This window comes from Methylomonas sp. 2F7 (assembly GCF_057126975.1).
The window spans coordinates 3390124-3410199 of sequence record NZ_CP195203.1 but is presented as its reverse complement, the minus strand read 5'-3'; the positions used below and the strand labels follow the sequence as shown (position 1 = coordinate 3410199).

Sequence of the window (20076 nt, the reverse complement as noted above, 5' to 3'; positions counted from 1 at the left end):
TAGTCCCCTAAAGCTCGTCAGGTTCGGCAAAGTAACGATATAGCGCGGGTAGCAGGGTCAAGGTCAAAAGGGTGGCAGTGATCAATCCACCGATAATGACGATGGCAAACGGCTTGGCGGTTTCCGAGCCGACGCTGGTCGATAACGCGGCGGGCAGTAAACCCAGCATCGCCATTAAGGCAGTCATCACCACCGGCCGCAAGCGGCTCACCGAGCCATTGACAATCGCGTCATGCAATTTTTGGCCGTCTCGGCGCAGCTTGTTCAATTGTGATACCAGAATCACCCCATTTTGGACGGCAATCCCAAATAGGGCAATGAAGCCAACCGCCGCCGACACGCTCAGGTTGATACCGGTTGCTAATAAAATCAGCAAGCCTCCGATCATGGCGAACGGCACGTTCATCACGATCAGCAAGGCATTTTTGATCGACATGAACGCCCAGAACAGCAACACGAAAATGAGTCCGAGACTGATCGGTACGATCACAGACAAGCGTTTCATCGCCCGCTGCTGATTCTCGAATTGGCCGCTCCAGACGATGTTATAGCCGGGCGGTAAATCAACTTGCGCTGCCACTTTTTGTTGAGCTTCGGCGACGAAGCTGCCCTGGTCGCGGTCGATCAGATTACATTTGATGGCAATCCGCCGCATATTGTCTTCGCGACTGATACGGGAAGCGCCTTGATTGATTTTGATGGTGGCCAGCTCCGAAATGGGGATGCGCTGGCCGCTTGGGGTTTGCACCGTCAAGCTTTCCAGATTGGCCACCGAATTGCGGGCACTGTCTTCATAACGCAAAGTGATGTCGAAGCGGCGTTCGCCTTCCAGAAATTGCGATGCCGCTTTGCCGCCCATGCCGATTTCCATCACCCGCTCCACGTCGGCGACATTGATGCCGTAGCGCGACACCTTGGCCCGGTCGATATCGACGATGACTTGCGCCAAGCCAGCTTGCTGTTCGGCGGCGACGTCGGTGGCGCCTTGAATGCCGGCCAGGATATGGGTGACTTGATCGGCTCGGTCTTGCAAGGTTTGCAAATCGCTGCCGAAGATTTTGATGGCGATTTCACCTTTTACGCCGGAAATGGCTTCTTCGACATTGTCCTGAATTGCCTGGGAAAAGTTGGTGAGGATGCCCGGAAAAATCGCCAGCGCTTTATCCATGGCCTGTACCAAATCGTCTTTTCGCTTATAGCGCCAGGTATCCTTAGGTTTCAGATCGATCAACACCTCCAAGTTATTAAAACCTTTGGGGTCGGTGCCGTCTTCCGGCCGGCCGAGTTGGGTGATGATGGTTTTGGCTTCCGAAAATGTTTCCAGGGTTTCGCGTACCTGCCTTTCCAATTGTTTGGCGGTGGTCAGCGACACCGGCGTTGGCAGGGTGATGGTTAGCCAAATATTGCCTTCGTCGAGTTTGGGCATAAACTCGGTACCGATCAGTTTCACCGACATAAAGCTCAACACCAAGGCGGTGCTTGCGGTGATGAATACCCCACGAGCATGCCGCAACACCCATTCCAGGACGCGTCGGTAGCGTTGTTCCATGGCGTGCACCAGCGGATTGTGTTGCTCGGCGAGTTTCGGACCCAGCAAATAGGTGAGCATCGACGGGACAAAGGTCAGGCTGAACAGCATGGACGCTACCAAGGCAAAGCTCAGGGTATAAGCCATCGGCGAAAAGATTTTGGCTTCGACGCGCTGGAAGGTAAAAATCGGCAAAAAGGCGATGATGATAATGGCTTTGGAAAATAGGATGGGGCGGCCCATTTCGGTGGCCGTGGTGAGTAGCGATTGCCGCAAATGCCGGATGTCGGCATTACGTTGCAAATCCAGCGTCACTTGCACCATCACGGCTTCCACCAGCACCACCGCGCCGTCGACGATGATGCCGAAGTCGATGGCGCCTAGCGAAATCAGGTTGGCGGAGATGCCGCCGAGATCCACCAGGATGAACGCGAACAGCAAAGATAAGGGAATAATCAAGGTCACCAGCAGCGCCGCGACAAAGCGCCGTAAAAACACCAGCAAGATGATCAGGATCAAGACCGCGCCTTCGATCATGTTATGTTCGACGGTATGGATGGTATGTCCGACCAGCTCGGTTCTATCGTAAAACGGCGTGATTTTCACGCCGGGCGGCAAGCCGAAGTCGTTGAGTTCCTGGACTTTCTGTTTCACGCCATTCAGCACATTCACCGCATCACGACCCTTAATTAAGAGCACGATGCCTTCAACCACATCATCGCGCTGATTCATGCCGACCATGCCATTGCGTGGTTGCGGCCCGACGCTGATATCCGCCACATCTTTGATGCGCACCGGTACGCCGTCGTTGGTAGCGACGACAATTTCGCCGATTTCCTCCGCAGACTTCAACAAGCCGGTACCCCGCACCACCAAGGCTTCATCGCCGTGTTCTATGTAGCCGCCGCCGGTATTGGTGTTATTGGCGGCGATGGCTGCGAACACTTGGTTGAGATCGACGCGATAATTTTTTAAGCGGTCGGGTTTAGCGGCGACTTTGTATTCTTTCACCCCACCGCCGAAACCGACGACATCGGCAACCCCCTGTACCGAGCGCAGCCGGGGTTCGATGATCCAATCCTGCAAGGCGCGCTGCTCCACTAACGGTAGATTTTTCGCATCGATCACGTAACGCAAAATCTCGCCGACGCCCGTCGATAACGGCCCCAATTGTGGTTTGGTATCGTCGGGAAGGTCGGCATATTGCAGACGTTCCAGCACTTGTTGCCGGGAGAAATAATCCTCGGCTGTGTCATCGAAGGTCAGCGTTACCACCGATAAGCCGAAAATGGATACCGAACGCATATTCAATAGATGCGGCAGGCCGTTCATTTCCCGCTCGATGGGCAGGGAGATTTGCTTTTCCACTTCTTCCGGTGCCTGGCCGGGAAATTGGGTGACTACCTGTACAAAAACGTTTTGTACATCGGGGAAGGCCTGCACCGGTAGATTTTCAAAGGCGATGATGCCGGATACGGCGATGGACAGTGTGGCACCGATGACCATCAGCCGTTGTTGTAAACAAAACGCGATAAGACGCTCGATCATGTCAGTGTCCTGGGTAAGGCGCTAGGGCTGGTGGGTGCTTTCGGTTTCGACTTCTTCTTCGGCGCGCAACATCAACGCCCCTGCGGTCACCAGCATTTCGTTGGCGTCCAGTCCTTGGGTGACCACCGCCTGGTCTTTCAAACGCAAACCTATATCGACGCGGCGTTGTCGGTAACGATTGTCGTCTAACGCAATAAACACATAATCGGCGTCGCCTTCGGTAAACACGGCGGTTAGTGGAATCACGAAAGCCAAATCATCGGCTGCGCTTTCTACCGTGATGGTGGCGTACATACCCGGCATCAGCCGACCCTCCGGATTATCGAGTTTGCAGCGCACTTGCACTGTGCGCGTGGTTTCATCGAGTACTTGGCCGATGTATTCCACTGTCGCTGGAAATATTTCGCCGGGGTAGGCGGGTACGGTTACGGCTACCTTCTGGCCCAATTTGATTTTGCCGATATTGATTTCAAATACCTCCATTAACACCGTAAGATGTTGCAGATCGGTGACTACGTACAAGGGCTTGTCAAAATCCGGCCTGACTTCCAAGCCCGGATTGACATTGCGTTCCACCACCACCCCGGCGAGCGGCGCGCGCAGTGCAAAGCGGCCATCGGCTTGCCGGGCCGACAAGTGCAGATTTTTTAGGCGGTCTGACGCGCGTTGCAGGTCGCTGCGGGCGCTGCTTAAGTCGCTTTGCGCTTGTTCCAATTCTTTGCGGGAAATCGCTTTGCCGGCGAATAACTCTTGCTGGCGCGTCAAGCTGTGCTCGGCCAAGGTGGCAGCGGCTTGGGCCTTGGCAAAGTCGGCTTCGGCGTCGGCAACATCGGGGCTGTCCAGTTCCAACAAGGTTGATCCGGCTTGAACCGCTGTGCCCAGTGCGATGGGCTTGCTAATCACTCGCCCGGCCACTGGCGAACTAATGCGCGAGGTCAAACTCTCGTCGTATACGATTTTACCGGCCAGGGGTTCCAGTAAAGGATGTTGAGCCAGGCTGAGTTTGGCGGTTTTGACGTAGGCTTTTTTCGGTGAGTCCGGTGCCAGGACGACTTCACCGACCGGAATGGCCGGCTTTGGCGGTTTAGGCGCATGGTCGGCGCCATCGGAACATGCTGTCAGTATGCCCATAGCCAGTAGCAAGCAAGAAACCGATGTGAGTTTGAGCAACGATTTCATGGGGTTTTTGATGTCCATAATTTGTTCCAATCTGCTATTGAATGTGCGTCTGTGCGCGTTCGCTGGCCTGGTCGTTGGCGACGCTGTTATTTCCCAGGTCCTCGCCCAGCGCCTTGGCCAGATCGTAATAAGCATTGGCTCGGCTGATGAGGGCCTGGCTGTAATCGCGCATCACGCTTTTGTAGCTGCGTTGTGCCTCGATAAAGTCCAAGACGCTGGTGGCGCCCTTGCTGTAGGCGAGTTCAGCGCTATCGCGCACCGCCCGTGCATCGTCCAGTAAGCCGCTTTGAAAACGGCGCACGATTTTGTCCGCGCTTTGCCAGGTCACTAAGGTTGTGGCGACATCGTTGCGAATCCTCAACTCGGTTTGCTCCACAGCCAGTTGGTTCTGGGTTAAAGAAACCGCCGCTTTGTCGGATTGGCCTTGGTACTGATCAAACAAGGGGACCGGTACACTGACGCCGACGAAAAATGAATTCAATGCGTTGTTGCTGGGATCACGCGCATAGCCGGCATTGACCGTTACATCCGGGTATTTCAGGCGTCGGGCCAATTCCAGTTCTTTTTCCGCTTGAGCGGCCCGTTGTTTGTCGGCCAGAAAATCCGGGCGCTGGCGTAGGGCAGTCTGCATTAAGTCATCAATCGAGCCGTTCTGCCCAAGGTCTTTGATCTCAGGCCATTGTTCTTTGGCTTCGAACGCCAGGCCGTCTTTCGGCCAGCGCAATATGACCGCCAAACCGGCCTGGGCCTGTTCCACCGCCGCTTGGGCAGTATCCAGATCGGATTGGGCGCGCATGGCTTCCATTTTTACCCGCAGAAAATCGGATTCGGCGATATCGCCGCTGTTCATTCTGAGTTGATTGGCCTTGGTGATGGTTTGGTAATGATCGACAATTTCCTGTGCCAACCAGCGATTCTTTTGCGCTAACAGCAAGTCGTAATAGGCGTCTCTGACCATATTGGAAAAGATGCGCAACGCATCCCGAAAATCGCTTTCCGCCGCCTGGGTGGCAAAACCGCTGCTTTCGATGCGCAGGCCGCGCTTTCCCGCCACCTCGATTAACTGACTGAAGGAGAAATATTCGGCCGGACCGCACGAAACGCTGGGATCGTGATTGCAGCCGCTGGCGTTCGAGCCCATGTTGGGCCGGTTGCTGATTTCCGAAATTTGTACCCCCAAGGTCGGATTGGGTATCGCTGCGGCAATCACCGCATCGGCGCGGGATTGGTCGATATTGTATTGGGCGGCGATCAGATCGAGATTGCGTTGGTAAAACAGAACCAGGGCTTCGTCTATCGATAAAGGTATGCTCTGAGCGTTACTCTGCATCGCCGTCAAACAGCCCAGCAAGCCTAATGCCGCTTTTTGGATTAAACGCTGGTATTTCATGGTTAGTCACCGTGGTCGAACCATTGAACGTGGTTGGTAACCAATGTTAGCAATTAGTTTGCCAAGGTGTCTGCATACCAAGTAAATGTCGGAAATTTGGCTGATTTCAACCTTGTTTCTAGTTAGGGATGGTCAAGCCAGTGGTTATTTACAACAAATACGGTTTATTTAAACCAGTGGTTTTCGGGGATTGGCCGGAAAAACCCAGCCGTTGAGGCAAGCATTCCGGGTGGCGGGAGCAAGTCGTGTTGAACGTTTGCTGGATTTTATGGCGGAACCGTTGCAGTGTCGCCAGGCGCACTCGGCAGCGGGCATTTGGGGTAGGCTAAGCGGATTAAGCGCTCGCCGGGTAGTCGGAATTTTTAGCTTTAAAAAATGCCGCCAATCCTTGGCAGCGAATCGAGAGATAATTAACTCTTGCCGTAAATTCGAATTCCGATTTACGGTAAGGTGCAAATGCCGTTTCCGCCGTCTCTAACGTAGTAGTCGGTGGACAGTGTGCCATTGGCGGCCGAAATTACGTTTAAACCCGCACCCAGAAAGATAGGCACTGATCTTCGGGTGGTTCCGTTCAATTGGGTTAAAGGCGTGCCGTTGATTGATACATTCAGCAAATAGCTACCGTTATCGAACAGGTTGACAAAAAACTGAGTATTGCCGGTGGCGGGATTCAAGGCGCAGCCAGGGGTCGTAAGAGTATAGGATTTACCGCTGGCGGCGTATTCTAGGGTGCTGTCGGCGCTGAACGTGTTACCTGACGTATCCGGTAAATTGCAGAAGCCCGGTTGTACGGTAAAAGTGTAAGTGTCGGCTGTTCTGGCGGACAGCGCGACCACTACAGTGTTATTGCCGTCATAAAGCCAGACGTTGGCGGAGGATTGCGCGGCACTAACCTTAGCTATAGCTCCTCCATTGAGAGTGATCGTGGCCTTATCTTTCGGTTTTGGGTTGAATAAGCCGGTTTGCGCGGTTGCGGCCTGCAAACCGGTTGCTGGGTTTACGGCGCACTGAACCATGGATGATGCAAAGGTTTTTCCGCTTGGGCCGATTTGGACGTTTGTTGCCGCTTCAACCGATGGTATTGAAGACAACACCGAGATAATTGCCAATAGATTTATTGACAAGCTTTTTATCGTTTTCATATTCCATACGCCTATAGATTAATTAGAGAGGTCTAATTTATCGGTCGGTCATGAACTCAATGTTAATTCCACATTAAAATCACGTTAAATCTCTCTTTCAAAAGGGGCCAATGTTCGCGGATTGATAGTCAAAATAGATCAAACAATTTCAAAGGAAAAAATGACGGCAATGACTGTCATCGACACCAGCCCAATTATAAAAAGCACTTCCGCCCAGCGTTCCAGCCCTATTGTTGACCGCTCCAGCCGAATCGATAAAAACGATAGTAGTGCGCTGATGGTGAATAGCAAACTGTCTATCGCCAGCGCCTTGTCGATAACATAGCCAACCATATCTGAAGGCTGACCTTTCACGATGCTGATGACCATAATACAAACACCTACCATCGTGGCCGAATTCGGCAAAATGTGTAGGGATAGGTCGTTGTTGTTAGTTCTCAAGGGGTATTTATACGGTATTAAAGCCGTGTGCGTGGTTTTTGCAGCAATGAATATGACTAGGTCGCGCACTACGATCTGTTGGAGTTGGGTCATGCTAGTTTTAATGAACGTCCAATACCCGACCGTTTAGTTTTTGTTCGGCGCGAGCATTGTCGTGATAGAACTTGCTGCTGAAATCTCTTATCTGCTGTTCCGATACTTCCAAGATGTCTTGCAGGACGAACCACTGCACGCCTTCGCTGCATGGCGGCGTCGTTAGTGAGCCGGCATAGGTATAGAAATGTTGGGTATGTTCCGGCAGTAATAGCGCGGGGCGGATCATGATCGGCGGATTGATGGTATCACCGATATGCTTGGGTGATTGTTCAAGAATTTCCTGGAATGCCGGGTTGTGTGCGCCGGCTTTGACTAATACACCCAGTACCGCCATCCGGCCGTCGGCGGTACCGTTGACAAAATGAATCTCCAGAGGGTAGGTCATACCATTCAGCAAGTGCTCGCTGGGTGCATGAAAATGAAATTGCAGCAAATCGTATTCGTTATTGCCGAAGTTTAACTTGCCTTTGCTGGTGTTGGCTCTGATGGTATGACCGTTGTTGGTCAGACTCAGCGGGATTTCCATGTAATTGGGTTGTAGCTCGTCAATCTTTTCGACTTTTACGGCGTTGCCCGCTTCGATGTTTACCGGCGATTGTTTTTGGCCGATGCCGCATCCGCGTACGGAAAAGGCGGTCTGTAGAGTTGGTCCTTTAATTCGCCCCAGCGTTCTTGTGCCTCGTAAGTCCAATGCGGGTCGGCATGGCCGTCGGCTGCGAAAGCTCTAATGGGGTTTAATATCAGACTGAAAACGGCTAAACAGGCGAGCAGCGTGAAGTTGTGGTTCATGGAGCGATTAAAAACCATCGATTGTTAAGTGAATTAAAGGCCGGCCAAGCGTCGAAAGCTTCTTAGCAAGTGTATCGAGGGTCTTTGCATTTTTCTAACAAACTCCGGCTCTTTCTAAACAACACATGACAGGAGATGCAGGTGTTGGTGATGGTGTCCAATGTGGCCGGAATTTCTCGCAATTGGTTTTGACCGGCCAAGTCTTGCATGTGTGCGGCACTCATGCGCAGTTTGTCCGCCAAAGCAAGAAAGGTGGTTTGTTCGTCGGGTTTTAGATTTAGTGAGGGTAGCGTTTCTACAATGGATTTTTCGCTGGCGGCCAGCTCGTTGGCAATTCTGGCGATTTCGGCAGTTTTCAACTCACGTTGCTCACCTAAATTGATTTCGCTGCTTAGTTGGGCGTAAACCAGTTCGTTGATTTGCTGCATCACTTGTTGCAAGCGATTATTTTGAATCGCATGCATGGCGGGTTCGCCGGTTTCCGGCGGCTCGAGGGTTTTGCTGCTTTTCGTTACTGCCGGTCGGGTGTCGGATGATTGCCGTGTGACGCTAGGTTCAAACCTTGAGTCGCTGGAGCAAGACGTGACGTTGAAAAATATTATAAAAATAATGATGATTCGGGTCATGTCATTTGCCTGTTCAGTGATATTTGTTAATGTCGATCGCAAATTGCACGTCGGCATCTGCTGATAGTACGAAACAATCTAGTTGATTAAGCAAGAAAAGTCGCAATACACCGTTTATAGCCGCCAAGTTAGAAATTAACAAACACTGACGCCATGCCCAAATGCCGCATCGTCGCCGCACTGTGATTGGCGTTATCGACATATTGATTCATGTAACCCAATTCTGTTCTAACATTTTTGTTGAAGCTCCAACCGAAACCGGCAAACGCCCGGTTTTGATCGAAGCCGGATTTACCGCCAAAGGTGGTGGAATTGACCCGGTAAAAAGCTTCATCCCAGGCGATCATGCTCAAGTGCGGTTCGAATTCGAACGGGTGCAGGAATCTGATCATTTGCCGGGGGCGTTCGCGCAACTGGTCGCCATTCAGAAAGTTGGTTTCCCACATCGTGCGGAAGGTAAAAGTGCCTATTTCGGTGGGCAACACATAGCGGAATGCCGGCCAAATGTCTTGTTGGGACACATAAGATTTGCCGATGTTTTGAGTCGGCAGCCAGGTATAACCGGCCCAGAGGGTGGCGCGGTCGCTCAAGGAATAACCCAGTGCAGTGCGAACCATGCCCTGATACCAATGGCCCCAATCGCCATCGAAGCGCGATTGGCCTTCTAGCCAGATGCGCCCGTTTTTCAGATTAGGATCGATAAAGCCCATGCTGCCTTCGGCCACGGTTTGTAACCAGGCGCCGGAGTCCTCTGTCAGATCGTTGGCCATAGCGTCGGCAGATATTACTGTTAGCGATAGGCAGCCTATAAACGACAAACAAAATTTTTTTCCGGATAGCTTGTGCATAAAGTTTCCCCAAAATTTAAACAATAGTCGGCTTATCTCCCTGCGTTATCGGGAGGTGAGGTCTTCTGTCGGTGTGGTTAAAACAAAGAGCTTATGGATGGCAAAGCGTCACTCCGGCGGTTCGACCGGTCGGAGTGACAGTGTTACCCGGTCAGAGCGCAATTTTGCGGCGTGCAGAGAGATGGTGGTCGGAATAACTTTCATGATCGTCCAAGCCGACAATTTCGCAACGGCCGCCTGCTTGCTTGTAGTCTTCGGCAAAATGGTGAATGAATTCCATCACGGTGTGGTCGATCAGATTGGCTTCGGTCAGATCGAAAAACACGATTTTGCGTTGCGGAAAATCGGCCAGCAAGCTTTTTAAGGTGATGAAGTTGGAGAACACCGCTGCGCCGGATACCTCAATGTGATAGGTGTCTGCATCGGCTTGGAACACGTTAAAAGCCATTGAAAATGCGTTACGCAGTTTTAAACCGCGGCTGACGTGAATCGCCAGTTCCACCGCGATGCCTATCGTTACACCAACCAATAAATCGGTAGCCAAGACGCCGAGGATTGTAATGACGAACACTGCAAAATTGTCGACACCCACCGCTAGGGTTTTCGCAAATTCTCTGGGTGAGGCTAGGCGAAAACCGGTGAAGACTAACAGCGCGGCCAGGGCCGATAGCGGGATTTCGTGAATCAGTTTGGGAAACAGTGCCACGAAGACGAGCAAAAATAGACCGTGAAAGAAGTTGGCCCAGCCTGTTTTGGCGCCGTTATTGATGTTTGCGGAGCTGCGGACGATTTCGGCAATCATGGGCAAGCCGCCGATCATGCCAGCGACCATGTTGCCGATCCCCACAGCCGTCAAATCGCGATTCAGGTTGGAGCTGCGTTTATACGGGTCGAGTTTATCCACGGCCGAGGCGCTCAACAAACTTTCCAGACTACCGACCAGCCAAATGGTTAATACCGCTAGCCAGAATTCGCCGGTGGCAATCTTGCCGAAGTCCGGCCAATAAAACCCGGCTAGAAAATGTTCCGGCACTGCTACCAGAAACGACGGGCCGACGCTGAATTCGTGATGCGGCAGAATCGTTGCATCCGGCAGAAACAGGTATTGATGGATATGATCCAAATCAAAATACTGACCCAAGGCCAAGCCCAACAATACCACCAGCAGCGGGGCGGGGATCATTTTCAAGGTCGGATGTTTGATCACCGACCAAAGTATCAATAGCAGCAAGCCGAGTAGGCCGATTAACGATACCTCCGGATTCATTTCCATCAGCGAATGCGGGATCTCGGCGATGGTGCCCAACAAAGATTTAGCTTCCGGCTTAACGCCGAGCAAGGTGTGAATCTGCTTGGCCATGATGATGATGCCGATGGCGGCCAACATGCCGTGCACGACCGATGAGGGAAAAAACGCGCTGAGCTTGCCAGCTTTGAACACACCGAGCAGCACCTGCAAGACGCTGGCAATAACGATGGCGGCCAGCGTGTAGCGATAACCGGCCATCGCATCACCTTGTCCTAGGGATTGGACGGCATCCACAATCACCACGATCAAGCCGGCGGCGGGACCGTTGATGGTCACGTAGGAACCACTTAGTCGCGATACCAAAACGCCGCCGATTATCGCGGAAATGATACCGGACATGGGCGGAAAGCCCGACGCCATGGCGATACCCAGACATAGCGGCAAGGCAATCAAAAACACTAAAAAACCGGATAGCAAATCGCTACGCCAGTTTTCAATCAAACCGGGTAGTCCGGTCTTTGGCAGGATGACTGGAGTTGATGTGGTCATGGTTTTTCTCAAGAAGCCAAGGAAAACCAAAGCACAGCGAGAAACATGCCAGTTTTGCACGAACTGTGTCAGGGCTGATATATCAAGGGTTGTGACAGTGGCTAGCCTTAAAATTGTTGTAGATTTGGTTCGCTGGCCTGGTTGATTCGTCCGCTTCAACCAGTTGGGTGGTTTATTTGCACCGATGGTGCTTGGCTTGGGGTTTAATTAATAAGCTGGAAACGTTGGTATGCCAGGGTTTAGGGATTTGGCACGCACTATGCAAAGTGAAGCATAAGAGGCTGTGTGCCTCAACTTCTGTTTGACTAGCGAGGTTTAAGTTACAGATGTCTGCTTCTGCCCATCAAAATGTTCACAACGCTGCTTTCGATCTAAATGCGGCTATCGAGCACATCGCTCATTGGCTGCCCAGCCAGGGGCCGATCAAGGATTTTATTCACCACAACACCTTGCATGCCGTGCAGGACTATCCGTTTCACGAAGGGGTGGCGGTGGCGGCTCAGGTGTATGGCGCGAAAAGCTATTTGCCCTTGGCCGATTACCTGAAACGCTATGACGAAGGCCGGATCAGCGATCAAGCACTGGAATGGGCGATTGCTCAGACCAATTGCAGCGTTTATCAAGAGCAGTCGTTGCGGTCATCTTTGTTTGAGCCGGATGATCATAGCCATTATCCGCCGCAGTCCTTGGCTAACCATGGTATCCGCAGCGCCTGGTTAAATCGCCTGGAAATCGACTTGAACGGTATGGTGCATCCGGTGATGTTCAGATTGTTAAGTAATTTTCTCGATCAAGGCATAAGCCGTTGGGCCATGCCGAAGCCGGACGAGCATTTTTGGGATTGCGTGTTGCGACTGGTGCAAAACAGCCTGTTGCCTTTGTATCCGTTTCATCAGCCTGTAGTGCGGCAGATGCTGGATGCCGGTCCGGATCGGGTGATTTTGAATTGCCTGGGCAAAATCGTCGGCGCTGAAACCTTGTACGGGCAATATCTATTGGAAGTGTTGCTGGCACATCCCGGTTGGTCCGGGATGGTGCGGATAATCGAAACCCAGCCCAATGTGTTGCTGGCGCCTCGGGCAATCTCGCTGAAAGAATTACTAGCGGTTGAACTGGCTTGCGAGTTGGCGTTTATTGATAAGAAATACGGACACGACTTTCAGCGCATCGAGCAACTGCCGAATTTACACGAAATTCCCTTATTGGAGCGTGATGCCATCAAGCCGCAGGTACCGCTGAAAATGCGGGTGTGGCATGAGGCAATGGAGTGGTCGCTGCATTCCGAATTGCTATTGGCCTTGCGCGAGCAGGCACCGGTGGTTCGAACGCCTGAGCAAGCGCCCAAAGTCCAGGCGCTATTTTGCATAGACGACAGAGAATGTTCGCTGCGGCGTTATCTGGAAGAAATGGATCCAGGGATTGAAACCTTCGGCGCGCCCGGTTTTTTTGGTATCGACTTTCTGTATCAAGGTTTGGACGATGTGTATCCGGTGGCGCAATGTCCGGTGGTGATTAAACCCAGACATTTGATTCTGGAATCGACCGATACGCCGCAGCCCGACAAATCCGATAAGGGCGAATCGCTGTCAACCCTGCATTTTGGCGCGCATTCCATGGTGCGCGGGTGGTTGTACACGCAAACGCTGGGTTTGGCATATGCGTTGCGCTTGGGATGGAGCGTATTGCGCCCCGGCGGCCAGTTGCCGGGTATCCAAAGCTTAAGTGAAGTGGAAGCCCATAGCCATTTGCATTTACTAAGGGAGAGCGACGAGCCCAACGAAGACGGCTACTTGCTGGGTTTTTCGTTAACGGAAATGGCCGACAGAGTAAGTGGATTGCTGCGCAATATCGGCTTGACCAAACAGTTTGCACCCTTGATTGTCGTGGTCGCGCATGGCTCCAGCAGCGTCAATAACCCGCATTTCGCAGCTTACGATTGCGGTGCGTGCTCCGGTAAGCCCGGTGCGCCGAATGCGCGAGCCTTCGCCTGGATGGCCAATCACCCGCAAGTTCGCGACATGTTGCGTGAGCGGGGGATAGACATTCCTGCCGGTACGCATTTTATTCCCGCTTTGCACAATACCAGTCGCGATGAGATCACTTACTTCGATCAGCAGCAACTGGATAAAGCCGCGCGTCACGAGTTTCACAATTTCCAACACAGCATGCAGCATGCCTTGCAGCGCAACGCGCGCGAACGCTGCCGCTGGTTTGAGTTGGGGCCAAAATCTCATAGCAACGCCGAAGCGCATAGTCATGTCGTGGCGCGGGCCTCGTCTATTTTCGAGCCGCGTCCGGAATTAAATCATTCGAATAATCTGTATTGTGTGGTGGGGCGGCGCGACTTGACTCGGCATTTATTCTTGGACCGGCGGGCGTTTTTGCAATCCTACGACCCCAACAGCGACAGCGACGGCTCGATATTGGTCAAGGTGCTGTCGGCGGTGATTCCGGTGTGCGGCGGTATCAACCTGGAGTATCTGTTTTCGCGCATCGACAATTCGGTCTATGGTGCCGGCACCAAGCTGCCGCATAACGTGATCGGTTTGTTGGGCGTTGCCAACGGCGTGGAAGGCGATTTACGCACCGGCTTGCCGTCGCAAATGATAGAGGTGCATGAGCCAGCGCGCTTGTTAATGGTGGTCGAACAAACGACCGCGGTTGCCGATCAGGCCATTGCTATGTTGGGTGGCTGGCGGGAATGGCTGGATAACGAGTGGATACGGCTGGTGGCTTGCGATCCCGTGAGCCGCGCCATGTATTTGTACAGTCGCGATGGCTGGAAGGTGGCCGAACCAGCGGCTGGCAGACCGTTGCCGATTGCCAGTCGCTCGGAAAAAATTATTGTCGGACAAAACCGGACGATTCCGGTCCACCAATTGGAAAGGAGACAGGCATGAGTACTTTATTATTGGCGTGTGTGTTATTGCCATTAATTGGATTTTTGCTGATTTTTTTCAGCCCGGACAACGAACATAGAATTGCCGCGATCAGCCTGTGGATGACTCGGATCAAGGGCGTAGCGGTGCTAGGTTTACTGGCTGCATGGGCCGCCCATGGCTTCGCTAACTTTGAATATCAATGGCTGGTGTTGTATCAACACGACGATTACCAGTTCCCCTTGCTGTTTTTTCTGGATAGGGTCGGTGCGGCGTATTTATTTGTGGTGTGGGCGGTGTTTTCGGCTATTGTGAAATATTGCCGGGTTTATTTGCACCGGGAAGCGGGCTACAAACGCTTCTTTCAGGCCATTTTTGGGTTTGCTTTCGGCTTGAATCTGATCGTACTGTCCGGCAGTATCGATATGCTGTTTGCCGGCTGGGAAATCGTCGGCATATCCTCATTCCTGCTGATCGCCTTTTATCGGCATCGGCCGCAACCGGTACGTAACGCCTTGCGTGCCTACACGATTTACCGTTTTTGCGATGTCGGTTTGTTGGTCGGTACCTGGATGAGCCATTTGCTGTTTCACGAAAGTCAGCATTTTAGCCAGTTGTTGACCATGTTCGATCCCAACAATATTCCGCCGGCAGGGTATGCGTCCTTGTCGATTTTATCCTGGCTGATTATTTTGGCGGCCTCCGGCAAATCGGCACAGTTTCCGTTCAGTTTTTGGTTGCCGCGTGCGATGGAAGGGCCAACACCGTCAAGTGCGATTTTCTATGGAGCCTTGTCGATTCATTTAGGGGTGTTTCTGTTATTGCGGACTATGCCGATCTGGAGTTATCACTATCTACCGCGTTTGATTGTCCTGAGTATCGGCGTGTTGACGGTGTTTGTCGCAACGCTGGCGGAAAAGACCCAATCCAATATCAAAGGTCAAGTGGCTTACGCCTCCATCGCACAAGTAGGGATTATGTTCGTCGAGCTGGCATTAGGCCTGGAAGACTTGGTGTTGCTGCACTTTATGGGCAACGCGTTTTTGCGCTGCTATCAATTGCTGGTGTCGCCATCCATCGTCGCTCATTTACTGCGGGTTGAAGGGAATGTCGATAGCGATTTTTATATTAAAAACAATGACCAACTGACTTTCTTGCCGGCGTCGATTCGCGATTCGTTGCCTGACGTTTTGCAAAACACCTTGTATGTATTTGCCCTGCAGGAAGGGCATTTGGAACTGTTGGTGAAGAAGATTTTATGGGAGCCGCTCAAAAATCTGGGTCGGCAACTGAACGCGGTGAGCCTTTGGATCAAGATTTTGGCGGGCCTTGCCCTGTTGGCGATCATCGCTATCGCCGCATCCGGCGTCAGCAGCGTCGCCAGAATTTACCTGTCTATGCCGATTTCGCTGGCGATGGCCGTGGTATCGTTGAGCGCGTTTAGCAACAAACACAGCCCATTCCAGGTTTGGCATAGCGTGGCCTTGAGCAGCATTTTGGCCGGCGTGGCGGTGTGGTTGATGGTGCCTTCAGCCTGGCCCGATGTCGCGTTGTTCTTTAGCGGCATCATTCCCTCCTGGGTCTTGGGCATCTGGGCGCTGAGCGTATTGCTGAGGAATTACAATTTTGCCGATGAACCTTTCGTGTTTCGGGCCTTCGCAGAAACCCGCCCCGGTTGGTCGCTGATGCTGTTTTTGAGCTTCCTGGGCTTGGTTGGCTTTCCGATTACTCCGGCATTCTTGGGCGAGGATTTGCTGCTGTCACATGCCAGTAGCCAACACCCCTGGTTTGCCGCGCCGATTACCGTGTCCTTTGTGATTAATGGCATTGCCATCGCCAGAGTCTATTTACGGCTTTGCATGGGGCGGCCCGTCGAGCTGCGAGAGGCGGTTTTTTAAAACAAACCGGCACTAATAAGCCGTACAAGACGGTTTGCCAAAGTAAGAGTAGGTGGTCAAGCGGTAGAGGCCAAATATCGAAAGTGGCTCTATGAACATCGCTAAAATGGGTTATGCAATCGGTTGGCCGGTTTGAACCCCCGGTTACAGATTCAGCGATGGCGGTGTTTATGAGCTTATTGCCTGCTCAGTAAGAACAGTAAAACGACGCTGATCAGAAAGAACAGCGCTGTCGTACTTTTCCAGAACAACAGCGGATTGCGCTCTATAAGTGGGATTTTATCTTCCGCTTTCAGAAATTGCGGGTTGGGAGTGGATAGGTCGTGCAGGAATTCGGACAATTCGTCATAGCGAAACCGTGGCGAAATCATCGTGGCCTTTTGCAAGGCGCCGTCTATCCAGATCGGCACCATCTCATTGCGGCGGATGCTGGGAATGTAAACCAGGCGCTCGAGATTGTTGCGGTTGGGTTTTTCCGGCATGTTGGCGAATGGCAAATTGCCGTTGAGCATTTCGTAACAGATGACGCCTAAGGAGAACAAGTCCGACTTCACCGTGCCGGTTTGCCCTAAGTGATACTCCGGCGCGGTGTAGTTCAGCGTGCCCAGAATATTCTCGGCTTGATTCCGGTCGAGAGGGGTGATCTCGGCGATGCCGGCGATCTTGACCGAACCGAAGTCTATGATCTTAACGCTGCCTTGCTCGGTGATCATGATGTTTTCCGGTTTCAAATCCTGATGCAGCATTTCCATACGATGAAAAGCGCGCAGCCCTTTGGCGATTTGTTCGATTAGGGTGCGAACCCGCTTGATCTCCGGCTTGGGGTTTTGAGTGATCCATTGTCTTAAGGTTTGCCCTTCGATAAATTCGGTTACGTAGTAAAGACAGCTTTTGGCGCGGTCGGATTCGAGTACTGTTAAGACGTTGGGATGGTTGATTCGTTTGCCAGCCCATTCTTCGTGCAAAAAATGCTCGATATAATGAGTGTCGTCGTTATACAGCACCGACGGTGTCTTCAAAATGACCCACCGGTTATGCAGCGTATCGAAGGCTTGGTAAATTTGGGTGCGCTTGCTGGCATGCAATTCCGCTTCGATCCGGTAGCCATCCAGCAGCATGCCGGGTGCCAGTGGCGGTGGGAAAGGCAAGTGCCCATGATGTCGCAATATTTCGTCTTCGCGCAGTTGCGGCAAGTCGTCGATCCGAACCAGTTGGCTGGTCACATTGTCGTCGCTCCCGTTAGCCAAGGCGGTTTTGACCAAAATTTCGGCAAGGGTTTGCAGATCGGAATCCTGCGAGAGCAGCGTTTTTAGGTGGTGCTCGCTAATAAAATCGTGGAGCCCGTCCGAAGTCATCAAGAATAAGTCGTTTTTTTCGACGGTCAGCGATTTGTAATCCACTTCCAAATGCGGTTCGATACCCATCGCGCGATTCAGATAGCTTTTGTCGTTGGACACCCAAAGCCTGTGGTCGCGCGTCAGTTGCTCCAGCCCATGTTGCCGCCATAAATAAATTCGAGAATCGCCGACGTGCAGAATATGGGCGGTGTTGGATTTAAGCACCAACACACTGAGCGTGCTGACCATGCCTTTTACCGAGGCATAGCGTATTTGTCCCTGACTGTGCAGCCAGGAGTTGGTAGCTGACAGGATTTTTTGTCCGGCTTTGGCTACTGACCAGGAATCCGGCGTGCTGTAGTAATCCTCCAGAAAAGCGGTGATACAGCATTGGCTGGCTTCCTTGCCGGCTTCACTGCCGCTCATGCCGTCCGCAATACCCGCTACGATGCCTTTTAGGGTCAGTTGCGGTTCCGCAGGGACGACAGCGCCCCAACAATCTTCATTTTCGGGTTTCACACCTTTGTCGCTGTGCGAACCGACCTTGATCGATAAGGTTTTGGCCATAGGCTGCGGATAACTGAAGTTGTGCGTGGCTTAGCAGGCGCGGTAATGGCGTAATTCCGCCAGGCGCTGCTCCAGTTTAGTCATCAGCAAAGCCTGATGATGGCGCAGTAACACCGAGTCGCTGGGGCGCGGGGGCAGGGTGGCTTCGATTTCGTGGTGGACCAGGGAAATGACATGCCGTCTCAGAACGGCATCTTCCGGCAAAAAAGGGCTGCTTTGGGACTGGGCGGGCTGTTGAGCAGCGTAGTGTTCTCCGCTGGATGTTTGGCAGGCGCAACGCCAGCAAACGATTAAAGTCAGGGTTAAGACGGCCAATAATGCTTCGATCATGGGTATTTCTCCAAATAACTAAATGTTAAAAATTGCTGTAACAATCTTCGGCAGATGACGAAGGGATGCTTTGCTGGTTAGACTATTTCGATCATGGCCACGCTGCCGTCTTCCATGATTTCTGCCATGTGGCCGGCGGGTTCTTCGATAAATTGCACTGCCAATGCGACCACGACGGCGGTGCCGGCGATGGTGAGAAAAAAGGCTTCCGGTGTGACGAAAGACAATACCGTCAGAAAGGTGACTCCGCCCACATTGCCGTAAGCGCCGACCATGCCGGCGATTTGCCCGGTCATGCGGCGTTTGATCAAAGGCACCATTGCGTAGACCGCGCCGCATCCCGCCTGGACGAAAAATGAACACAAAAAGGTCACGGTAAACGCCAGGGCAATCGGCCATTCCGAATTGATTTGCGACATGGCGGCATAGCCCAGTGCGCAACCGATTACACAAACGCTCAACGACAATTTGCGACCGTACTTATCGCTCAGCCAGCCACCGCCAGGCCGCGCGACCAGATTCATGAACGCGAAGCTGGATGCCAATAGGCCCGCTTGCACCGGGGTGATGCCGGCCTGTTTGAAGGTTTCGTGGAAAAACAGCGGCAGCATGGAGACCACGGCGAGTTCGGAGCCGAAGGTCACCAGGTATGCCAGGTCCAGAATGGCGACCTGCTTAAACTTGTATTGGTGTATCGGTTCAATGGGTTGGGTGAGATGTTCCTGATTAACATGCACGATTTTGTACAGGTTGTAGAGAAACAATAACCAAATCCCGATGTAAAGGCCGATAGTGGTGTCTTCGGATAACAGCTGCATGCCGGTTGGCGACAGTTTCCAAGTCAGCAAACTTAACGCTGCATACAAGGGAATGGTCATCAGGATGTAGAAGAACAGATCCCAGATGCTGGTGACTTCCATAGCGCCGGCTTTCTTGGGTTTGAAATACGTCGAACCTTTGGGCGTATCGCTGACGCTGAAAAAATAAATCACCGAATAGAGCAAAGCCATGATGCCGGTGCAGGCAATCGCATAACGCCAACCGTTTTCGCCGCCGAATGCCAAGGCTAATGACGGTAAGGCGATGGCGGCAGCGGCTGAGCCGAAATTGCCCCAGCCGCCGTAGATGCCTTCGGCAACACCGAGTTGTCTGGCCGGGAACCATTCGCCGACCATCCGGATTCCGATGACAAAGCCGGCGCCGACGAAACCCATCAAAAATCTCGCCAGGGCTAATTGCTGAAAGTCGTCGGCAGCGGCAAACATGAAGCAGGGAATACTGCTGATCGCCAACAAGCTTGAGTAGGTGCGTTTGGGGCCAAATTTATCCACCAAAATACCAATCGCAATCCGTGACGGGATCGTCAACGCCACGTTCAGTATCAAGATGGTTTTAATTTCCGCTTGACTGAGTTTAAGGCTCTCGGCAATCGCCAACATTAGCGGCGCATGGTTGAACCACACCACAAAGCTAATGAAAAACGCCAGCCAGCTCATGTGCAAAATCTGCATTTTGCCGGTAAAGCTAAAAAGATTGAGTTTGCTCGAGGACATAACTTACCTTTGAAAAGTAGGGAACAAAATGAATTTCGCTGGCCGGGTCTGGCGTCGGAAATTCGTATCAATCAGCTTGCATGCACAAGCTATTGCTCCCCTTGAAATGGGCTTATTTACTCATGAA

14 protein-coding genes are annotated in these 20076 nt (G+C 52.3%); 2 read left to right on the top strand and 12 right to left on the bottom strand.

The annotated features are described in order from the left end of the window. Window positions 1-7: 7 nt before the first annotated feature. From ACR64Q_RS15280 to ACR64Q_RS15240, 9 genes are all read right to left on the bottom strand, one after another. Entirely contained in the window at window positions 8-3076 is a 3069-nt protein-coding gene (locus ACR64Q_RS15280) for an efflux RND transporter permease subunit (RefSeq protein ID WP_313732364.1), read from the bottom strand. A 21-nt stretch (window positions 3077-3097) separates the two neighbouring features. Further along, window positions 3098-4273, bottom strand: coding sequence for an efflux RND transporter periplasmic adaptor subunit (locus ACR64Q_RS15275; protein WP_483823343.1), 1176 nt, complete (start codon window positions 4271-4273; stop codon window positions 3098-3100). Between the two features lie 16 nt (window positions 4274-4289). Next, entirely contained in the window at window positions 4290-5645 is a 1356-nt protein-coding gene (locus ACR64Q_RS15270; protein ID WP_313732362.1) for a TolC family protein, read from the bottom strand. A 440-nt stretch (window positions 5646-6085) separates the two neighbouring features. Continuing rightward, window positions 6086-6787, bottom strand: coding sequence for a hypothetical protein (locus ACR64Q_RS15265; protein ID WP_313732361.1), 702 nt, complete (start codon window positions 6785-6787; stop codon window positions 6086-6088). 138 nt (window positions 6788-6925) lie between these two features. After that, window positions 6926-7156, bottom strand: a complete 231-nt coding sequence (locus tag ACR64Q_RS15260; protein WP_026601869.1) for a hypothetical protein — start codon at window positions 7154-7156, stop codon at window positions 6926-6928. A gap of 172 nt (window positions 7157-7328) precedes the next feature. Then, on the bottom strand, window positions 7329-8015 hold the full coding sequence (locus tag ACR64Q_RS15255; RefSeq protein WP_483823342.1) for a carbonic anhydrase: 687 nt from the start codon (window positions 8013-8015) through the stop codon (window positions 7329-7331). Between the two features lie 160 nt (window positions 8016-8175). Then, window positions 8176-8739, bottom strand: coding sequence for a hypothetical protein (locus tag ACR64Q_RS15250; protein WP_313732360.1), 564 nt, complete (start codon window positions 8737-8739; stop codon window positions 8176-8178). Window positions 8740-8867: 128 nt separating this feature from the next. Beyond that, entirely contained in the window at window positions 8868-9587 is a 720-nt protein-coding gene (locus tag ACR64Q_RS15245; protein WP_313732359.1) for a DUF2490 domain-containing protein, read from the bottom strand. 151 nt (window positions 9588-9738) lie between these two features. Further along, complete coding sequence (locus tag ACR64Q_RS15240; protein ID WP_313732358.1) at window positions 9739-11385, bottom strand: SulP family inorganic anion transporter; 1647 nt, start codon at window positions 11383-11385, stop codon at window positions 9739-9741. Between the two features lie 326 nt (window positions 11386-11711). Between ACR64Q_RS15240 and ACR64Q_RS15235 the strand changes: the two genes are divergently transcribed. Further along, window positions 11712-14285, top strand: a complete 2574-nt coding sequence (locus tag ACR64Q_RS15235; protein WP_313732357.1) for a YbcC family protein — start codon at window positions 11712-11714, stop codon at window positions 14283-14285. Next, a complete protein-coding gene (locus tag ACR64Q_RS15230; RefSeq protein WP_313732356.1) occupies window positions 14282-16162 on the top strand; it encodes a proton-conducting transporter transmembrane domain-containing protein in 1881 nt (626 codons plus the stop codon). Before ACR64Q_RS15235 ends, ACR64Q_RS15230 begins: the two co-directional genes overlap by 4 nt. A 176-nt stretch (window positions 16163-16338) precedes the next feature. Here ACR64Q_RS15230 and ACR64Q_RS15225 read toward each other — a convergent pair whose 3' ends face one another. The 3 genes from ACR64Q_RS15225 to ACR64Q_RS15215 form a co-directional block, all read right to left on the bottom strand. Continuing rightward, window positions 16339-18066, bottom strand: coding sequence for a bifunctional protein-serine/threonine kinase/phosphatase (locus ACR64Q_RS15225; RefSeq protein WP_313732355.1), 1728 nt, complete (start codon window positions 18064-18066; stop codon window positions 16339-16341). Window positions 18067-18096: 30 nt separating this feature from the next. Further along, complete coding sequence (locus ACR64Q_RS15220; protein ID WP_313732354.1) at window positions 18097-18396, bottom strand: hypothetical protein; 300 nt, start codon at window positions 18394-18396, stop codon at window positions 18097-18099. A gap of 77 nt (window positions 18397-18473) precedes the next feature. Then, window positions 18474-19949, bottom strand: a complete 1476-nt coding sequence (locus ACR64Q_RS15215; RefSeq protein ID WP_313732353.1) for a NarK family nitrate/nitrite MFS transporter — start codon at window positions 19947-19949, stop codon at window positions 18474-18476. Window positions 19950-20076: the final 127 nt, after the last annotated feature.